Origin of the sequence: Variovorax sp. OAS795 (assembly GCF_040546685.1) — a bacterium.
Classification (GTDB): Bacteria; Pseudomonadota; Gammaproteobacteria; order Burkholderiales; family Burkholderiaceae_C; genus Variovorax.
In genome coordinates this window covers 1,715,462-1,733,913 of record NZ_JBEPOH010000001.1, presented here as the reverse complement: position 1 = coordinate 1,733,913, position 18,452 = coordinate 1,715,462, and the positions used below count along the sequence as shown (strand labels likewise).

Annotated in this window: 14 protein-coding genes and 2 pseudogenes; 6 read left to right on the top strand and 10 right to left on the bottom strand. The window is 69.2% G+C overall.

What is annotated here, in order from left to right; translation table 11 throughout:
• Positions 1–21 precede the first annotated feature (21 nt).
• The 4 genes from ABID97_RS08240 to hemC all read right to left on the bottom strand — a co-directional run bounded on the left by ABID97_RS08240 (position 22) and on the right by hemC (position 4,170).
• The gene (locus ABID97_RS08240; RefSeq protein ID WP_354398035.1) at positions 22–1,305 is read right to left on the bottom strand and encodes a heme biosynthesis protein HemY; all 1,284 of its coding nucleotides are present in this window, start codon (positions 1,303–1,305) and stop codon (positions 22–24) included.
• Positions 1,306–1,368: 63 nt separating this feature from the next.
• Positions 1,369–2,460 carry a uroporphyrinogen-III C-methyltransferase gene (locus ABID97_RS08235; protein ID WP_354398034.1) on the bottom strand — a complete coding sequence of 364 codons (1,092 nt, stop codon included), beginning with the start codon at positions 2,458–2,460 and terminating at the stop codon, positions 1,369–1,371.
• Entirely contained in the window at positions 2,457–3,245 is a 789-nt protein-coding gene (locus ABID97_RS08230; protein WP_354401702.1) for a uroporphyrinogen-III synthase, read from the bottom strand. The genes ABID97_RS08235 and ABID97_RS08230 overlap by 4 nt, the downstream gene beginning before the upstream one ends.
• 19 nt (positions 3,246–3,264) lie before the next feature.
• Positions 3,265–4,170 (bottom strand): hydroxymethylbilane synthase, encoded by a 906-nt coding sequence (gene hemC / locus ABID97_RS08225; protein WP_354398033.1) that lies wholly within the window; start codon positions 4,168–4,170, stop codon positions 3,265–3,267.
• 104 nt (positions 4,171–4,274) lie between these two features.
• Between hemC and ppc the strand changes: the two genes are divergently transcribed.
• The 3 genes from ppc (at position 4,275) to ABID97_RS08210 (ending at position 9,105) form a co-directional block, all read left to right on the top strand.
• The gene (gene ppc / locus ABID97_RS08220; RefSeq protein ID WP_354398032.1) at positions 4,275–7,121 is read left to right on the top strand and encodes a phosphoenolpyruvate carboxylase; all 2,847 of its coding nucleotides are present in this window, start codon (positions 4,275–4,277) and stop codon (positions 7,119–7,121) included.
• Between the two features lie 31 nt (positions 7,122–7,152).
• The gene (locus ABID97_RS08215; protein ID WP_354398031.1) at positions 7,153–7,683 is read left to right on the top strand and encodes a hypothetical protein; all 531 of its coding nucleotides are present in this window, start codon (positions 7,153–7,155) and stop codon (positions 7,681–7,683) included.
• Between the two features lie 174 nt (positions 7,684–7,857).
• Positions 7,858–9,105 (top strand): MFS transporter, encoded by a 1,248-nt coding sequence (locus tag ABID97_RS08210; protein ID WP_354398030.1) that lies wholly within the window; start codon positions 7,858–7,860, stop codon positions 9,103–9,105.
• A 28-nt stretch (positions 9,106–9,133) separates the two neighbouring features.
• On the opposite strand, the gene ABID97_RS08205 is transcribed toward ABID97_RS08210, so the two are convergent.
• The 3 genes from ABID97_RS08205 to ABID97_RS08195 are packed head-to-tail and all read right to left on the bottom strand — an operon-like array spanning position 9,134 to position 12,212.
• The gene (locus ABID97_RS08205; RefSeq protein ID WP_354398029.1) at positions 9,134–10,399 is read right to left on the bottom strand and encodes an AI-2E family transporter; all 1,266 of its coding nucleotides are present in this window, start codon (positions 10,397–10,399) and stop codon (positions 9,134–9,136) included.
• A complete protein-coding gene (locus ABID97_RS08200; protein WP_354398028.1) occupies positions 10,396–11,142 on the bottom strand; it encodes a LytR/AlgR family response regulator transcription factor in 747 nt (248 codons plus the stop codon). The genes ABID97_RS08205 and ABID97_RS08200 overlap by 4 nt, the downstream gene beginning before the upstream one ends.
• Positions 11,139–12,212, bottom strand: coding sequence for a sensor histidine kinase (locus ABID97_RS08195; protein WP_503012758.1), 1,074 nt, complete (start codon positions 12,210–12,212; stop codon positions 11,139–11,141). The genes ABID97_RS08200 and ABID97_RS08195 overlap by 4 nt, the downstream gene beginning before the upstream one ends.
• A 49-nt stretch (positions 12,213–12,261) precedes the next feature.
• Between ABID97_RS08195 and argH the strand changes: the two genes are divergently transcribed.
• Both argH and ABID97_RS08185 read left to right on the top strand, forming a co-directional pair.
• Positions 12,262–13,659: an argininosuccinate lyase gene (argH, locus tag ABID97_RS08190; protein WP_354398026.1), complete on the top strand. Its 1,398-nt coding sequence runs from the start codon at positions 12,262–12,264 to the stop codon at positions 13,657–13,659.
• A gap of 13 nt (positions 13,660–13,672) precedes the next feature.
• Positions 13,673–15,149 (top strand): annotated as a pseudogene (locus ABID97_RS08185) (rhomboid family intramembrane serine protease).
• A gap of 13 nt (positions 15,150–15,162) precedes the next feature.
• On the opposite strand, the pseudogene ABID97_RS08180 reads toward ABID97_RS08185, so the two are convergent.
• From ABID97_RS08180 to ABID97_RS08170, 3 genes and pseudogenes are all read right to left on the bottom strand, one after another.
• Positions 15,163–16,465: pseudogene (locus tag ABID97_RS08180) on the bottom strand (tetratricopeptide repeat protein).
• A 13-nt stretch (positions 16,466–16,478) separates the two neighbouring features.
• Positions 16,479–17,015: a hypothetical protein gene (locus ABID97_RS08175; protein ID WP_354398025.1), complete on the bottom strand. Its 537-nt coding sequence runs from the start codon at positions 17,013–17,015 to the stop codon at positions 16,479–16,481.
• A 98-nt stretch (positions 17,016–17,113) separates the two neighbouring features.
• Complete coding sequence (locus ABID97_RS08170) at positions 17,114–17,659, bottom strand: DUF3455 domain-containing protein (RefSeq protein ID WP_354398024.1); 546 nt, start codon at positions 17,657–17,659, stop codon at positions 17,114–17,116.
• Positions 17,660–17,860: 201 nt separating this feature from the next.
• Between ABID97_RS08170 and ABID97_RS08165 the strand changes: the two genes are divergently transcribed.
• Positions 17,861–18,436, top strand: a complete 576-nt coding sequence (locus ABID97_RS08165; RefSeq protein ID WP_354398023.1) for an RNA polymerase sigma factor — start codon at positions 17,861–17,863, stop codon at positions 18,434–18,436.
• The last annotated feature ends 16 nt before the right edge of the window (positions 18,437–18,452 follow it).

Here is an 18,452-nt window from a genome sequence, read left to right as displayed (position 1 = left end):
CGCACGCTGGGACGGTGGTCTTTAGACCTTCTCGGCCTGCGCCGCGCGCTTCCAGGCCTCGGCCGCGTGCTCGGCATCGCCGCGCGCTTCGGCCAGTTCGGCGAGCGCCAGCCATGCACGGCGATACAGGTCCGTGTCCTGCAGGCCCAGGCCGGCCTGGGTGAGCAGCTGCTGCGCCTTGCCCCAGAGCTGGCGCTTCATGCAGGCCATGCCCGCGAGGTATTGCAGGTTGGGATCGCGCGGGTTGTTCTTCTGCGCCGCTTCGATGCGCGCCAGCCACTCGGCATCCACCGAATCGAGGCCCGCCTCGAGCGCACGCGCCATCTTGACGCGCAGCATGTCGCCCAGGCCACGAGGCTGCGACACCATGCGCTCCCAGGCCGGCAGCAGCCATTCACGCGCGAGCGCCAGGTCGCCGCGCAGGGCGACCATGCGCTGGGCGGCATGAATCGCCACCTCGGGCATCTCGCGTTCGGCCATGTCGAGTTCGGTCCAGGCGCGAAGCAATTGCGCCGGGTCGTGTGCGCCGGACAACAGTTCGGTCGCCAGGCCGCGCACGATGCTCTGCGCCGCGGCGTCTGAAAACGCGCGGTGCTTGGCAAGCAGGCGCGCGGTTTCCAGTGCCTCGAGCGTGCGCCGGTCCTGGCGCGCCGCCTTCAGCCGGATACGCAGCGCAAGGGTTCGCCGCTGCACGCCTTGGGGAAGTTCCTGCAGCCGGGCCAGCGCCCCGGCCGGGTCGTGGTCTTCGAGCGCCCAGCGCGCCGCGCGCAGTTGCACGCCTTCGCGCGTCTCGGGGCTCGCCAACATGATGCGATCGGCGCTTTCATTCAGGGCTTGCTGCAGGTGGGCATCGCGCGCCGGGCGGTCTTGCAGCGCCTGCGCACTCTCGGCCGCCAGCAGGTGCGACAGCACCCGCACCTGCTGCGCCTGCGGCAGGCTGGCATCGAGGGCCGCGAGCGTTTTCTCCTGCACCAGCGCCGCCTGCGCGGCCTTGCGCGCGCGCGAGAAACGCCCCGACAGCAGCTGCACCATCGAATCGAGCAAAGCCGAATGCAGAGCGCGTTCCTTCTGCTGCAGGCGCCATTGGCGGGCCTGCGTCGGTAGCGAGAACAGCGCCGCGAGGCCGCGCAGTGCCAGGTGCAGCAGCACGAAGGCGCCAAGCAGGATCACCAGCACCAGGTTCAGCGAAAGATCGACCCGCCACGGCGGCCAGAACACCGTGATCGTGCCCTGGTTGTTGCCAGCGAACAGCGCGACTGCCGCCGCGATGGCGAACAGCGCCAGGAGCCAGAGTGCCGCTCGCATCAGGCCTCCCGCCCGCTCGCGCTTGGCAGCGAATACACGATCTGACGAGCGCGCGGGCCCATGTCAGCGCCCCGCAGCCGCGGTTGCCAGGGCAGCCAGCGTGTCGTCGATGCGCGGAGCTTCGGAGGTCTTCACTTGGGCCTGGAGTTGCTGCAGCAGCGTTGCAGCGGCCTGGGTGCGCCGCGATGCCGGATCGAAATAACGGTTCAGCGTTGCGGAAACCGTCGCGAGTTCGCTGCGCGCGACATCCACCTGCCGCGACAACAGCGAGAGGCGTGCATTGAGCAGCTTGAGCTTGAGGTTCTCGCGCAGGAAGAAGGTCTGGTCGGGCGCCAGCAGCACGGCCTCGGGGCGATCGATGCGTCCGACGCGCACCAGCGACCGCGCCTCGGCGCGCACCGTGAGAAGCGCGCGCTCCCACCAGGGTGCATCGGCCGGAATGGGTTCGGGCTGCCAGGCATTGAGCCCGCTGCCGCGCGTGGCCACCGCGTTGAGCGGGGGCAGTTCGTCCACGCTGCGCATCAGCTCGTCGAGCTTCTGCAGCGCTTCGCCGGTATCGGCGCTGGCGCTGCTGCGCAAGCGGTCGGCATCGCGCTGCATGGCACGCTGCAGCGGCGCAAGGCGCGGCTGGGCGGCGCGCGCAATGCGCTGGTCGCCGGCCTTGAGGGCCGCAAGCAAGGGCTCCACGCTGCCCGTGACCTGGGCCTGCTGCAGCGCAAGGCGCACGGCCGACTCGATGTCGACCACCAGGTTCTCGTCGCGCGAGCGCGAGAGGCTTTGCATCAGCTCCTCGAGTTGCGAGCGCTGCAGTGCGACCTCGGCGACGCGGGTTTCGGTCAGGGCGGCGCGCGCCGCGGTGTCCCGCACCGTGTCCATGGCCTGGCGCGCGAGCGTGCGCGCTTCGAGCGATTGGGCTTGCGCATCCGCGCTCTGTCGCGCCAGCTGCTCCTGCATGCCGCTGACCTTCTGCCAGAGCGAAATGGCCACGACCAGGGCCGCAAGCGACACGAGCGCCAACAGGCCGAGCCCGATGCGCGAGAGCGTGGTCGCGGCGGCGGCCAGCGCTTCCGGCGACTGCGATGCCGCCAGCGGGGCAGGCACCGGAGGGGGGGCGGAGGGGGGGGAGAAGTCGTCGGACGGGGACGCGGCACTCATGTGAAGGATTCTATCGACGCGATCAGTGCCTCACGAAGTGGCTTGCACACCCGCACCGCGCCGAATCCCGCGGCCCGCGCGGCTTCCGCGATGCGCGCATGCGTTGCGACCGCGCAGGCCGCGTGCCATGGGGTGCCGGGCATCGCATGGCACAGGTTCGCGATCGCTTCGGAACTGCTGAACAGCCATAGCGCACGCCCCGCGGCGCCCTCCAATGCCAGCGCGCGCGCCGCCTCGTCGAGGAACGGCGCGAGGCGCCGATAAGCAACCACCGTGTCTCGGTCTCCATGGGCGGCATCGATTTCGTTCGCAAGCCAGTCGCGCCCGCTCGGGTGCCCGGCCGCATCGCCGCCCCGGACGATCAGCACGCGCACGCCCGCCGCGACCTGGGTCCGCACCCGTTCCCACAGCGCCTCGGAGTCGAAGCGATCGGCATCGGATGGCGGCGCGTCGATGGCCTCGGCCGGCACGCCCGCGCGCAACAGCGCGCGCGAAGTGCCCGGCCCGGTGGCCCAGAAACGAAGGCCCGCCGCGATCGCATCCTTTGCTGCCGCTTCGTCCGCATGAAGGAAGAAATGCTCGGCGGCCGTGGCGCTCACGAACATCAGCGCCGCGTAGTCCGAGAGGCGTCTCCAGGCGGCCCGCAGCGGCTCGGCGTCCACGGCAGGCTCGATGGCAATCAACGGCAGCGCGGCGGCCTCGACCCCGGCGGCGCGAAATTCGTCGACCCACTGCGCGGCCTCGCGCGCCGGCCGCGTCACGATCACGGGCTTGGCGGCAGCCATCCGTCTTTTCGCGATCGCCTCAGCGGGCGCCGGCAGCACGAAGCAGCGCGGCGGCGAGCTCGCCGAGCGCGCCGGCCTCTGCATGATCGGCCGCCTGGGCTTCGGCATGGACCCGCACCAGCGGCGCGCTGCCATCGGGGTCGCCCCACGCCGCATCGATGCGCAACGCGCCACCGGCTTGCCAGCGCGCATGGGCCGCCAGCGGCATCGAGCAGCTGCCACCCATCGACCGGCTGACCGCGCGCTCGGCGGCGGTGGCCAGCCAGTCGCCGCGGTGCGAGAGCGATTCGAGCAGCCCGATCAGCTCGGTGCGGTCGGCCCGCACCTCGATGCCGAGGGCGCCCTGCCCCGCGGCCGGCAGCATGGTGTCGGGATCGAACGCGACACGGATGCGCGTTTCGAGCCCGAGCCGCTTGAGCCCGGCCGCCGCGAGCACGATCGCGTCGTACTGGCCTTCGTCGAGCTTGCGCAGGCGGGTGTCGAGATTGCCGCGCAGCGGCTCGATGCGCAGGTCGGGCCGCAGCGCGCGCAGCAGCACCACGCGGCGCAGGCTGGAGGTGCCGACCACAGCCCCCTGGGGGAGTTCGTCGAGCGAGGCATATTTCGGCGACACCAGCGCGTCGCGCGGGTCTTCGCGTTCCAGCACGCAGGCCAGCACGAAGCCCGCGGGCAGGTCCATCGGCACGTCCTTGAGCGAGTGCACCGCGATGTCGGCGCGGCCTTCTTCGAGCGCCAGCTCCAGCTCTTTCACGAAGAGGCCCTTGCCGCCCACCTTGCTGAGCGACTTGTCCAGGATCTGGTCGCCACGCGTGGTCATGCCCAGCAGGCTGACCGCGTGGCCTCTTTCTTGCAGCAGCGCTTGCACGTGTTCGGCCTGCCACAGTGCCAGCCGGCTCTCGCGCGTGGCGATCACGATATTGCTCAAGACCGCTCCCAAAAAGTATGAGTTTCAGACCGCCGGAATGCTAGCATGTTGCGCCGCAGCAACGCAGGCGGCGCACCCATTCAAGTCCCCAGGAACAACATCGAATGAAAGCCAGCAAGACCCCTGCCCCGCCCAAGCGCCGCCAAGCCGAAGACCAGCCGCTGATCGACGACATCCGGCTTCTGGGCCGCATCCTCGGCGACGTGATCCGGGAGCAGGAGGGCGAGGAGAGCTATGCCCTGGTCGAGAAGATCCGCACCCTGTCGGTGGCCTTCCGCCGCGATGCCGACCAGGCCGCGGACCGCGCGCTCAAGAACCTGCTCAAGGGCCTGAGCGCCGCCGAGACGGTGCGCGTGATCCGCGCCTTCACGTATTTCAGCCACCTGGCCAACCTGGCGGAAGACCGCCACCTGATCCGCCGCCGCACCGAATCCGAGCGCGCGGGCGAAAGCGCCGACGGCGACCTGCAGACCGCGCTCGCGCGCATCCGCAAGGCGGGCGTCAAGCCCGACGAGGTGGTGGCTTCGCTGGCGCGCAGCTATGTCTCGCCGGTGCTCACCGCGCACCCCACCGAAGTGCAGCGCAAGAGCATCCTGGACGCCGAGCGCGCCATCGCGCAGCTGCTCACCACGCGCGACGAAATCAAGCTGCGCCAGAATGCCTATGCCGCGGCCAAGGACGCACTCACGCCGCTCGAATTCGCAGAGAACGAAACGCAGATGCGCATCCGCGTCACGCAGATCTGGCAGACGCGCCTGCTGCGCTTCTCCAAGCTCACCGTGGCCGACGAGATCGAGAATGCGCTGAGCTACTACGAGGCGACTTTCCTGCGCGAGATCCCGCGCGTGTATGCCGACCTCGAGAAGGCGCTGGGCCAGGGCGGCGTGGTCCCTTCCGTGGCGCCCTTCCTGCGCATGGGCCAGTGGATCGGCGGCGACCGCGACGGCAACCCGAACGTCACGGCCGAAACGCTCGAGTACGCGCTGCGCCGCCAGGCCGAACTGGCGCTGCGCCACTACCTCACCGAGGTGCATTACCTCGGCGGCGAACTTTCGCTCTCCGCCACGTTGGTCGACGTGTCTGTCGAGATGCAGGCGCTGGCCGAACGCTCGCCCGACACCAGCGAGCACCGCAAGGACGAGCCCTACCGCCGCGCCCTCACCGGCGTGTATGCGCGCCTGGCGGCCACGCTGCGCGACCTGACCGGCGGCGAGGCCGCGCGCCACGCGGTTCCGCCGCAGAACCCCTACGCCACAGCCGAGGAGTTCCTCGCGGATCTCCACACGGTAGAACAGTCACTCGCCGAAAAGCACGGCAGCGTGCTCGCGGCGCCGCGGCTGAGGCCGCTGATCCGCGGCGTGGAGGTGTTCGGTTTCCACCTGGCCACGGTCGACCTGCGCCAGAGCTCGGACAAGCACGAGGCCGTGATCGCCGAGCTGCTGGCCACCGCGCGCATCGAACCCGCCTACGCTTCTTTGGCCGAAGAGGCCAAGCAGACGCTGCTGCTCAAGCTGCTCGACGATGCGCGCCCGCTGCGTGTGCCCGACGCCGATTATTCGCCGCTCGCGACGAGCGAGCTCGCGATCTTCGCGGCCGCGCGCACTGCGCGTGCGCGCTACGGCGCGGCGGCCATCCGCCACTACATCATCAGCCACACCGAGACGGTGAGCGACCTGCTCGAGGCGCTGCTGCTGCAAAAGGAAGTGGGCCTCCTGCGCGGCAAGATGGACAGCAACGCCACTTGCGACCTGATCGTGGTGCCGCTGTTCGAAACCATCGAAGACCTGCGCAACGCCGCGCCCATCGTGCGCGCCTTCTATGCACTGCCGAACATCCAGGCGCTCATCGAACGCTCGGGCGGCGAGCAGGACGTGATGCTCGGCTACAGCGACAGCAACAAGGACGGCGGCATCTTCACCAGCAACTGGGAGCTCTACCGCGCGGGCATCGCACTGGTGGCGCTGTTCGACGAGCTCAACAAGAAGAAGAAAACCAACCCGATCCGCCTGCGCATGTTCCACGGCCGCGGCGGCACCGTGGGCCGAGGCGGCGGCCCGAGCTACCAGGCCATCCTTGCGCAGCCCCCGGGCACGGTGCGCGGCCAGATCCGCCTCACCGAGCAGGGCGAGGTCATCGGCTCCAAGTACGCGAACCGCGAGATCGGCCGGCGCAACCTCGAGACGCTGGTCGCCGCCACGCTCGAAGCCACGCTGCTGCCGCAGGCCAAGTCGGCACCCGCGACCTTCCTCTCGGCGGCCGGTGAGCTGTCGGCCGCGAGCATGGCGGCCTACCGCAAGCTGGTCTACGAAACACCAGGCTTCGGCGACTACTTCTTCGGCTCCACGCCGATCCGCGAGATCGCCGAACTCAACATCGGCTCGCGTCCGGCCTCGCGCAACCCGAGCCACAAGATCGACGACCTGCGCGCCGTGCCGTGGAGCTTCAGCTGGGGCCAATGCCGGCTCACCATTCCCGGCTGGTTCGGCTTCGGCGCCGGCGTGGAGCAGTTCCTTGCCTCGGCCGAAACGCCGGCCGCGCGCAAGGAGCGTGTCGCGCTGCTGCGCCGCATGTATGCGCAGTGGCCGTTCTTTCGCACGCTGCTGTCCAACATGGACATGGTGCTTGCCAAGAGCGACCTCGCACTGGCCTCGCGCTACGCCGAGCTCGTGACCGATCGCAAGCTGCGCCAGAAGGTGTTCTCGATGATCGACACCGAGTGGCACCGCACCTCCGACGCGCTCACCCTCATCACCGGCGCCAAGCAACGCCTGGAGGGCAACGCCGAGATGCAGCGCTCGGTGCGCCACCGCTTCCCGTACATCGATCCGCTGCATCACCTGCAGGTCGAGCTGATGCGCCGCTATCGCGCAGGCGAAGGCGGCGAGCGGCTGCAGCGCGGCATCCACATCTCGATCAACGGCGTGGCGGCCGGTTTGCGCAACACCGGTTGATGCGAGTGAAACCATCGGCAGGCGCGCGGCCATGACCACCATCCAATCCCGCCGCAGGCTGATCGTCATCATCCTGCTGTGCGTGGCGATCGGCGGTGCGCTGCTGCGGCACTATGCCGAGCGCGGCACGACCACGCGCGACATCGGCACGCTCCTGATGGTGCTGTGGGTGCCGATCATCGGCAACGTCATCGGCTGGCTCATCGGCAAGATCCCGCGGCGCGCGGCGCCGGCCGAGCCCGTGGGCTTCGATGCGGCGGGCGCGTTCACGCCGCACCTTCGCATCGAACTCACGCTGCGGCCCACGGCGCTGCTGTCGCACAACGTGCCGCTGTCCGCAGGCGAGTACCGCTGCGCGCTGGTGGTCGGCAACGAGGGCTTCTCCGCGCGCTGGGTCGTGCCCCGGGGCGCAGTGCTCGAGCGCGGCACGCCGCACGCGCTCGAGGTCGAACTGCTGGCGCCGGACACGGCGAGGGTGAAATTCCCCGAAGGCGAGAGCTTTCGCGTGCTGGTGGGCGACTCTTTCATTGCCGACGGGCGGGTGCTGCAAGCCCGCATCTGACGCGGGCCGGCGAAAGCCGGCGCCGCAGCAAAAGGGCCGATTGTTCGCCCTGGGGAAACTGACTACTGCTTGCAAGGCCCTTTGTCAGGAAGCGGTCTGCTTCCACACTGGACGGCCATTGCAACAACGCATCCGCCGCGCCCCGGCCGGTGCGAGCCCAGGATCCAGTTCCCCATGAATTCACCCAGCAGCAACCCTTGCGCCGACGACCTCGTGCACGAACCGGCCGAGGCCGCCCGCTCCACCCGTTCCGCCTGGCCGGCCGTCGGCTCGATCGCCGTCGGCACCTTCGCCATGGTGTCGACCGAGTTCATGCCGATCGGCCTCCTGACCGACATCGCGCGCGGGCTCGACGTGTCCGACGGCACGGCCGGCCTCATGATCACGATGCCGGGCGTGCTGGCCGCCTTTGCCGGACCCGCGCTGATCGTCGCCTCGGGCCGCCTGGACCGCCGCACCGTGCTGATCGCGCTCACCAGCCTGCTGATCGCCTCGAACCTGCTCGCCGCCTTTGCGCCCAACTTCGCCACCATGCTGGTGGCACGGCTGATGCTCGGCCTGTGCGTCGGGGGCTTCTGGACCTTTGCGCCCGCCGCGGCCACGCAGCTGGTGCCCGACGCATCGAAGGCGCGCGCCATGTCGCTGGTGCTGGCGGGCGTGTCCGCCGCCACCGTGCTCGGCGTGCCCGCGGGCTCGTTCCTCGGCACCCTGTTCGGCTGGCGTGCTTCCTTCGCGGTGACCGGTGCGCTCGCGGCGCTGGTGCTGGTGGTGCAGCTTTGGCTGCTGCCCGCGATGCCGCCAGCGCGCGCGATCGGCGCACGCGACCTGCTCACGCCGCTCACGCGGCGCATGGCCCAGGTCGGCCTGCTCGCGGTGCTGTTCTTCATCGCCGGCCACTTCGCGGCCTACACCTACCTCAAGCCGCTGCTGCAGCAAGTGTTCGGGCTGGCGCCGAACTCTGTCTCCGCGCTGCTGCTGGTGTATGGCGCGGTGGGCTTCATCGGCACCTTCATCGGCGGCAGCCTGGTGGCGCGCAGCGTGCGCGGCACCACATTGCTGGCGGCGCTGATGCTCGCGACGGCGCTGCTGCTGTCGACGGTGATCGGCAGCGGCCTGGTGCCCGGCGCGATCGTGGTCTTCATCTGGGGCGTGGCCTTCGGCCTGATCCCGGTGGCGCTCACGGGCTGGATGATGGAAGCCGTGCCCGACGCGCCCGAAGCAGGCCAGGCCCTGCTCGTGAGCGGCTTCCAGGTGGCGATCGCCTCGGGCGCGTTGATCGGCGGCGTCACGGTCGACAGCTACGGCATTTCGCACACGATGGTGCTGAGCGGCGTGCTGGTGCTGATCGCCGCGCTCATCGTCGGCACCTTGGGACGTGCCCGCGGTGGCGCGCCGGCACTGGCGGTTACGTCGCCCGAGTGAGAAGCGCCGCTCGGGCGCCGCGGCGGGGCTACTCCCCCAGCAGTTCACCAATCGGCTGAAGGTCTTCGACCCGGTCGCAGATCGACTTGATCACCATGGTGATGGGAATGCCCAGCAGCAGCCCCCAGACGCCCCACAGCCAGCCCCAGAAGATCACGCCGACGAAGACCGCGACGGGGTTCATGCGGCTGGTCCGGCTGGTGAGCCAGGGCACCAGCAGGTTGCCGACGAGGGTGTGGATGACCAGCGAGGTGCCGGCCACCAGCAGGCCCATCTCGATGGTGTTGAACTGCACGAAGGCCACCAGCCCGGCCGCGGCCATGACGATCACCGAGCCGATGTACGGCATGAGGTTGGTGACCGCCGCCACAATGCCCCAGACGGCCGCGTTGTCCAGGCCCAGGAACCAGAACGCGAGCCCGGTGGCAACGCCCACCAGGATGCTGGTCAGTATCTGCACCAGCAGGTAGCGCTCGATGTTCTTCGTGATGTCGTCCAGCACGTGCACGGTGATCTTTTTCTTCTGCAGGCTGGGGCCGGTGATCTTGATCAGCTTGCGCCGGAACGTGTTGCCCGAGCACAGCGCGAAGAAGGTGAGAAAGGCCACCAGGGTGAGCTGCCCCATGGCGCTCAGCAGGCCGACGGTGCCGCTCCACAGGTACTCGCGCACATTGAACGGCGGCCGCTCGATGACGACGCGCGCCACGCCCTTGCGCGCCGCGACGCGGGCCGAGTTCTCCTCGGCCGCGCGTTCGAGCTGCGCGGCAGCCTGCTGCACGCTGTCCAGCGGCGTGGCGGCAGCGTTCCTGTCGCTGCGCGCGGCCTGGCGCAGCTTCTGCGCCGCGACCGGCAACGCGTCCAGCAGCTCCGAGGCGCTGCCCGAGAGCGAATAGCCAGTCCAGCCCAGTCCGCCACCCAGGCCCAGCAGGATCACCGCCGCGCCGATCCAGCGCGGCACCTTCCAGTTCTCCAGCACGTCGACCAAGGGCGACAGCGCGTAGCTCAGGAGCAGGCTCAGCATCAGCGGAATGAAAACCGCCGAAGCCCAGCGCAAGGCGAAGACGCTGGCGAGCACCGCAAGCACGACCAGCGAGGCGCTGCGCACGTCGACCGGCATGTGCAGCAGCACGCGGTCGGGTTCGGGCTCCGGTTCGGGCTTGGTTTCCGGCGGCGCGGCGGCCTCGGGAAGCGGTTCGGTGACGGGCTCGGGGGGCAGTTCGGGCGGAGGCTCGACGGGCTGCGAGGCCGCCTTGTCCGCCACAGCCTGGCCGCCTGGATTCTTGTCGTCGCTCATCGCGGCTCCTTCAGCACTTCTCGCACTGCAGCCAGTTGCCGCCGCGATACGGCGACGGGTTCGGGGATCGCGTCGAGGCGCAGGGCCCAGCCCTCGGCGTCTTCCCCGTCATCGTATTTCTCGAGCGCGCGGATGGCCGAGCGCGCCACCAGCGCATTGCGGTGCACCCGCAGGAAGAGCGCCGGATACCGCTCCTCGAATTCGTTCAGCGAACCGTCCAGGATGTGGCTGCGGGAAGCGGTGCGCACCGTGAGGTACTTGTACTCCGACTTCAGGTAGAGCACCTCGGACAGCGGCACCCGCTCGGCGCGGCCGCGGTCCTGGATCAGCACGCTTTCCTGCATGGCGCCGGCTTGCAGCGCACGGCGCTCCTTGAGAAAGCGCTCCGCCTTCTGCAGCGCCTGCTGGAGGCGCTCGGCGCGTACGGGCTTGGTCAGGTAGTCGACCGCGTCGAGATCGAAGGCCGTCACGGCATGGGCCGCATGGGCGGTGACGAACACCACGGCCGGCGCATCGGAGCGGTCGCGCAGGGCCCGGGCCACCTCGATGCCGTCGACACCGGGCATGTGCACGTCCAGCAGCACCAGGTCGAGCGCCATGCTTTGCAGGTGCGCCTGCGCCTCGGCGCCTTGCGCAGCCTCGGCCACCACGTCGGCGGCGGGCGAACGGCACTCGCGCAGCAGCGTGCGCAGGCGCGAGCGGGCCAGGGCTTCGTCGTCGACGATCAGGGTCTTGAGGGTCATGGTTCGGCGGGGATGGCGATGCGTACGCGGTAGTTCTTCTGGTCCATGCCGGCGCTGAACTGCATCTGCATGTCGTGCAGCAGCCGCAGCCGGTCGCGCACGTTGGCCAGCGCAATGCCATGGCCACGCGGCAAGGGTTCGTCGGCCCAGCGCAGGGGCGGCAGGCTGTTGACCACTTCGATCACCACCACGCTGCCGCGCCGCTCGGTGCGGATGCGCAGCTTGGCGCCCTCGGGGCTGGGCTCCACGCCGTGCTTGATGGCGTTTTCCACCAGCGGCTGCAGCAAAAGCGGCGGCAGCCGCGCGCTGCTGGCGGCGGCGTCCAGGTCCCAGCGGATGCGCAGGCGGTCGCCGAAACGCACCTGCTCGATGGCCAGGTAGCGCTCGGCCAGCGCGATTTCGTCCGCCAGCGTGCCGGATTCGCCCGGGTCCGCCAGCGCCTGGCGGAACAGCTCGGCCAGGTCTTCCAGCATGGTCTCCGCCTTGGCCGGCTCCTCGCGCACCAGGGCGATCGCGCTGTTGAGGGTGTTGAACAGAAAGTGCGGCTGGATGCGCGACTGCAGTTCCTCGAGCCGCGCGGTGGTAGCGGCAGGCGTCTGGCCGCGCGCGCGCAGCACCATCGCCGCCATGACCAGCGCGGCGATGAAGCCGCCGGCCACCGCGCTGGCGACCCAGGGCGCCGAGCCGACGACGCCGGTGAGCCGCAGCAGGCCGCAGCCATAGAGCGAGGAGACCGCGCCGAGCATGGCGCCGGCCACGTACTGCGCCTGCCGGGGCAGCCGCCCGAGGGGTTTCCTGAGCCCGCAGGCGGCCACCAGCCACAGCAGGGTGGCGGGCAAGGCACCGCCGGTCACGGTGGCGGTCTGCACCAGCCATTCCCCGGCGGAGGGCGACACGAAGAGCGTGCCAGTGGCCACCACCGCCTCCACGAAGAGCACGGTGCGCAGCACCACGCCGATCTGGCAGGCGTCGAACAGCCCCGCGCTGCCGCGCGCGGGCAAACGCCCTCTTTCCGGCGGGGCGGAAGGCGTGGAGGTGGAGCTGGCCGATAAAATCGCCGGGTTGCGCATCAAAGATACATTGGGTAACCAACCCATTATTGCCTCTCCAACGGTTCCCATGACTCAAAACCAACTCGACAAGAAATCCGAAGCCTGGTCGGCGCTGTTCTCCGAACCCATGAGCGACCTCGTGAAGCGCTACACCGCCAGCGTGTTCTTCGACAAGCGTCTGTGGCAGGCCGATATCGAGGGTTCTCTTGCGCATGCCGGGATGCTCGCCGCCCAGGGCATCATCGAAAAGCAGGACCACGCCGAGATCGAACGTGGGATGGCGCAGATTCGCGGTGAAATCGAATCGGGCGCCTTCGAGTGGAAACTCGACCTGGAAGACGTGCACCTGAACATCGAGGCCCGGCTGACCCAGCTCGTGGGCGACGCCGGCAAGCGCCTGCACACCGGCCGCAGCCGCAACGACCAGGTCGCCACCGACGTGCGCCTGTGGCTGCGCGGCGAGATCGACCTGATTGCCGAGCTGCTCGTCGCGCTGCAGGTGTCGCTGGTGGACATCGCCGAGAAGAACGTCGAGGTCATCCTGCCCGGCTTCACGCACCTGCAGGTGGCGCAGCCGGTGAGCTTCGGCCACCACATGCTGGCCTACGTGGAAATGTTCAGCCGCGATGCCGAGCGACTGCAGGACGTGCGCAAGCGCGTCAACCGCCTGCCGCTGGGTGCCGCCGCGCTGGCCGGCACCAGCTACCCGCTGGACCGCGAGCTGGTCGCCCGGACACTGAAGATGGACGGCGTGTGCCAGAACAGCCTGGACGCCGTGAGCGACCGCGACTTCGCCATCGAGTTCACCGCCGCCGCCAGCCTGTGCATGGTGCACATCAGCCGCATGAGCGAGGAACTCATTCTCTGGATGAGCCAGAACTTCGGCTTCATCCAGATTGCCGACCGCTTCACCACCGGCTCTTCGATCATGCCGCAGAAGAAGAACCCCGACGTGCCCGAGCTCGCGCGCGGCAAGACCGGCCGCGTGGTCGGCCACCTGATGGCGCTCATCACCCTGATGAAGGGCCAGCCGCTGGCCTACAACAAGGACAACCAGGAAGACAAGGAGCCGCTGTTCGACACGGTCGACACGCTCAAGGACACGCTGCGCATCTTCGCCGAGATGATCGGCGGCATCACCGTGAAGCCCGAGGCCATGGAAGCCGCCGCCCTGCGCGGCTACGCCACCGCCACCGACCTGGCCGACTACCTCGTGAAGAAGGGGCTGCCCTTCCGCGACGCGCACGAGACCGTGGCGCATGCCGTGAAGGCCGCCACCTCGCACAAGGTCGACCTCGCGGAGCTGCCGCTGGCCGTGCTGCAGCAGTTCAACCCGAAGATCGAGAAGGACGTGTACGACGTGCTGAGCCTGCGCGGCTCGCTCAATGCACGCAACATCCTGGGCGGCACCGCGCCCGCGCAAGTGAAGGCGCAGATCACGCGCCATCGCCAACGCCTCGCCTGACCGGAAGTCCCGCTTGTTCTACGCCATCCCGCTCGAGAACAGACCGAGCTGGCGCAATCCACCGTGGATGACGGTGCTGCTGATCCTCGTGAACATGATCGTGTTCTGGGGTCCGCAGCGTGGCGAAGAAAAGGCCGACGAGCGCGCGGCCCACTACTACGCGCACAGCGCGCTGCCCGAACTCGAGCTGCCGGCCTTCGTGGCCTGGCTCGAGGAAACACGCTCGCCCCGCGCCAAGGCGGCGCGGCGCCTGCTGGCGCGCGAAGAAACCGGGCTGCTGCTCGAAGGCATGCAGCGCGAAAAGGCGTTCCTCAAAAAGCTGCGCGCCGAGGGCGTGGTCACGCCCGCCAACCCGCGCTACGCCGAATGGAAGCGCGACCGCCAGCAGTACGAATCGATGCGGCCCGCGCCCTTCACCGAACGCTGGGCGCAGGACTACACCAAGGACGCCGAATTCAAGCCCTGGACCTGGGTCACCGCCGCCTTCCTGCACGGCAGCACCGGGCACCTGCTGGGCAACATGCTGTTCCTGTTCCTGTTCGGCTTCTCGGTCGAGCTGGCGCTGGGGCGCGGCACCTACCTGTCCTTCTACATCCTGGGCGCGGTGGGCGCGTCGATGCTGGCCGACTGGGCCTATGCCGGCAAGGGCAGCTATGGCCTCGGCGCCTCGGGTGCGGTGTCGGCGCTGATGGGCATGTACGCCGTGATGTACCGGCTGCGGCGCATCCGGTTCTTCTACCACGCTCTTCTTCTATTTCAACTACGTCACGGCGCCGGCCCTGCTGCTGCTGCCGGCCTGGATCGCCAACGAACTGCTGCAACACCTGGTGGGCGGCCAGGGCATTGCCTACATGGCGCACCTGGGCGGCCTGTTGGCCGGTGCGGCGCTGATGGCCGGCGCCATGGCGCTGAACCGGGTCAAGACCCCGGAGGCCGTGGCCTCGGAGCAGGCGGCCGACAACGGCGACTTCGACCGCCACGTGGCCGCCGCACGCCGGCTGGGTGCCGCGATGAAGTTCGAGGCGGCCACGGCCGAATGGCGTGCCGCCGCAACGCTGCGCCCGGGTGACACCGACACGCTGCGCGCCTGGTTCAACACCGCGCGGCTGCAGCCGGCCGGCGAGGATTTCCACCGTGCCGCGCGCCGCATCTTCCGCCTGCCGGCCACCGACCCGGACACGCTGGACCTGCAGCACGCCAGCTACAGGACCTACCTCGACCAGGCCAAGCCCGGCGCCCGGCTCAAGCCCGACGACATGGCCCGCCTGGCGCGCCGCTTCACGCGCGCGCGCCAGTTCCAGGACGCCGACAAGCTGTGCCGCGCGCTGCTGAAGACCGCGCCCGACCATCCGGAGCTGGCCGACACGCTGTCGGTCTGCGCCAACGGCCTGCTGCATGCCGGCGAGCGCGACATGGCCGTCGGCTGGCTGCCGCACCTGCTGCGCATTGCGCCCAACGACATGGTGACGCGCGCCCTCGAGCGCGCCTAGCGGCCGGCGAAAATCAGGCGGTCGGCCGCAGCAGCCAGCGCACTTCCTGCGTCTGTTCGCTGTCCGGAAAACGCGATTCCAGCGTCGTCAGGATCGGCTGCGCCATGTCGGCACGGCCCAGGCCCTGCACCAGCACCCGCGCCGCCAGTTCATAGGCTTGCGGAATGGCCGCATGGCCGCGAAAACGCCGGTCGAAGCCCGACAGCAGCGCCAGCGCGGCATGGGCGTCGCCGTTGCGCCACTCGGCCCTGGGCCAGCGTCATGACCGCGGGTGCGTCGTCGATCGCAAAAGCGGTGTCCTTCTCGCGGCAGGCCTTGAAGACCTTGAGCGCCTCGGACCCGAGGTCGCGCCCGAGCAGCAGCGGAATGTAGCGGCGCGCATGGTCGAGCAAGGTGGCAGCCTTGTCGGGCGCGAGCAGCAGCACGCGGTGGTAGCGGCGCTGGGCGGCCAGGTCGTCGGCCGGTGCCACGCGCTGCGCCTCGTAGGCCACGCCCAGGGCGGCGGCCAGGTCGCCCTCGGTCACCAGCTGCGCCACTTCGGCGTCGGTGCGCTGCGCGGCAATCTGCTCGGGCGTGCGGCGGTCCACCGGCGCGCCATCGTCCACGCCGCCGCCGGGCAGCAGGTCGATGCCGAAGGCGTCGTGGTGCTGGTACATCACGTAGCCCAGCAGGCTCGCCATCACCCAGCCGAAGTAGATGAACGCGAAGTTGGCGATCGGCAGCACGATGACGCCGTTGATCATCGGCAGCAGCACCCCGATGGCGATCTGCGCCCCCGTGCTCAGCAGGAACAGGAAGAAGCACAGCAGCGCATAGGGCCAGCCGATGATGCGCATCGCGTCCATCACATGGCCCGGATTCATCGCCTGGAAGAAGCTGGCCGACTGCACCAGCACGATCACCGCGGCCGGAAAGGTGAACGACACCACGAACAGCGCCACGGTCCCGAGCACCGGCGAAAGCCAGGCCAGCCATCCGATCAACGCGCCCTGCACCACCGAGATGGCGAACAGCTTCCACGGCAGGTTGACCCAGTCCTCGTCGAGCTCGCGCGGAAAATCGGCCGATCGCCAGACGCCGCGCGAACCGAGCGCGGTCACCCTGAACCCATAGCGGCTGGCCGCCAGCACGATGCCGAGTTCGATCAAAAGCAGCGCCAGCCCCGGATGCACGAAGGGAACGGCCTCGAACAGCAGGCTGCAGAACGCGAGCCCCAGGGCGTACATCAACGGCCGCAGCTGGAACGGAAACGCGAAGAAGCTGTTCAGGCGGTGCCAGAACGGCGGCGGGGTCGGCAGGGAATCGGCGGCGAGCATCATGGCAACCTGCTTACTTGAAGAAATCGCTCTGGCTCATGGCGCCGCGCCCGCCCAGGCGGACCACGGTGACGTCGTCGCCGCGCACGAGCCGCATCTGGCCGAGTTCGCGTTCCAGCCGCTGCGTGAAGCTGCTCTTGAACTGCATGGCGGCCTCGCCCATCTTGAGCACGCTGGTGCCCTCGACGGTGGCGCTCTTGCGGTCGCTGGCGATGTCGACGCTGTCGATGTGGTATTCGTACTCGATGGTGAGAATGCCGCCCATGCGTTCCCCCACCGATTCGAACATCTTGAAGGTCTTGCGCACGGACTCGCAGGCCTGGTCACGGCCGCTGGTGCTCTCCTGCGTGCGCCCCATCATGACCGTCTTGCTCTGGATGACGGCCTTCTTGCTGAGCTGCTTGCACAGCTGCTCCGCATCGCGCGAATAGATGGCGTGCGCCTCTTTCTCGTAGTACTGGCGCACCATGGCATCGTCGAGCTTGCGCCCGCCGATGAAAAAATACCACGCGCCCACGCAGAGCGCGACGACGACCGCAAATTGCTTCATTCCCCGTCCCGCACCTGGGTGCGCCCCGCTCCGATTTTGCGGCGCAGTATACGTTGCCGAATGTATTCCTGGGGCGGGGAGCGGGGCTGCGGGCCGGCTCAGCTGGCGCGGTAGAAGATGTAGTCGGCCTGGTATTTCACGACCTGCTTCTTACCCATGGCCGAGGCATCGCATGCCGCCGCGGGGGCCACGCCGCCCTGGGTTGCGACGCGCTGGATGTAGCTCACACCCTGCATGGCACCCATGCCCATGGCCGGGTTCGCCTTGACCAGCTGGTTCGGGATGTTGCCGCTGCCGTTGGGCGCCACCGCCACCTGCGTGGCCGTCACCTTGGAGCCGTCCATGCTCTCCCAGGTGGCGGGCGGGCCGTAGTACTTGCCGACCTGCTTGCCGCTGCGGTCCATCAACCGGGCATCGGGCCCGACGAAGACCCATTCGTGCTGGCCCGGCATGTTGGCCTTGGCGCGGCACTCGTAGGTGATGTCTCCGGCGCCCACGGTTTCCAGGGCCACGACGTGGCCGGCCGGCACCTTCACGGCGTCGGGCAGGCTGGCCTGGGAGTACATCGGCGCCTTGGCGCCCATGCCGGAACAGGCGGCAAGGTTGGCGGCGGCGGCGAGCACGGTCAGGAGGCGGATGGTCATGGTCGGTTCCTTTTTCTCGGTTTCTTCGGATCGGTGACAGTTGAATGGCGCGCGAGCCCGTGCCTGTTGTCATGCGTTCTGGACGGCCTCGCATGCCTGTACGCCAGGCGCGGGCAATTGGATTCATCGCGGCCGGAATGAATCCGACCGCGTGGCCCGGCCGTACCTTTTCCATGCAGGCCGATGCCCCACAATCCGCTCATGACAGCTCCCAGCCCCGACGCCGAACTGATCGCGTTGATCGATCGCATCGGCCGCCGCGACGAAGCCGCCTTGCGCCAGCTCTACGACCGGACCGCCCCCAGGCTCATGGGCCTGGCCATGCGCGTGGTGCGGCAGCGCGAATGGGCCGAGGACGTGCTGCAGGAATCGTTCATGACGGTCTGGCGCGCGGCCGGGGACTACCGCGGCACATTGAGCCCGCCGCTCGCATGGCTGGGCCTGATCGTGCGCAGCCGCTCGCTCGACCTGCTGCGCCGCCGCACCGCCGACCGCGCCCAGCTCACCCAGGAATTCGACGAGCTGATGGCCGAGACCCTCGAGTCCGACGCGCCCAACCCGGCCGACACAGCGGACGCCAGCGAGCAGGCCTGGGCGCTGCACCAGTGCCTGAGCCAGCTCGAGGCCCGCCAGCGCGAGGTCGTGAGCCTGGCCTACCTGCGCGAGCTGAGCCATGGCGAACTCGCCGAGCAGCTCAAGCTGCCGCTCGGCACGGTCAAGACCTGGATCCGGCGCGGACTCGAGAAACTGCGCGTCTGCATGGGGCGCTTCGCCTAGCGCCGCCAGTGGCAAG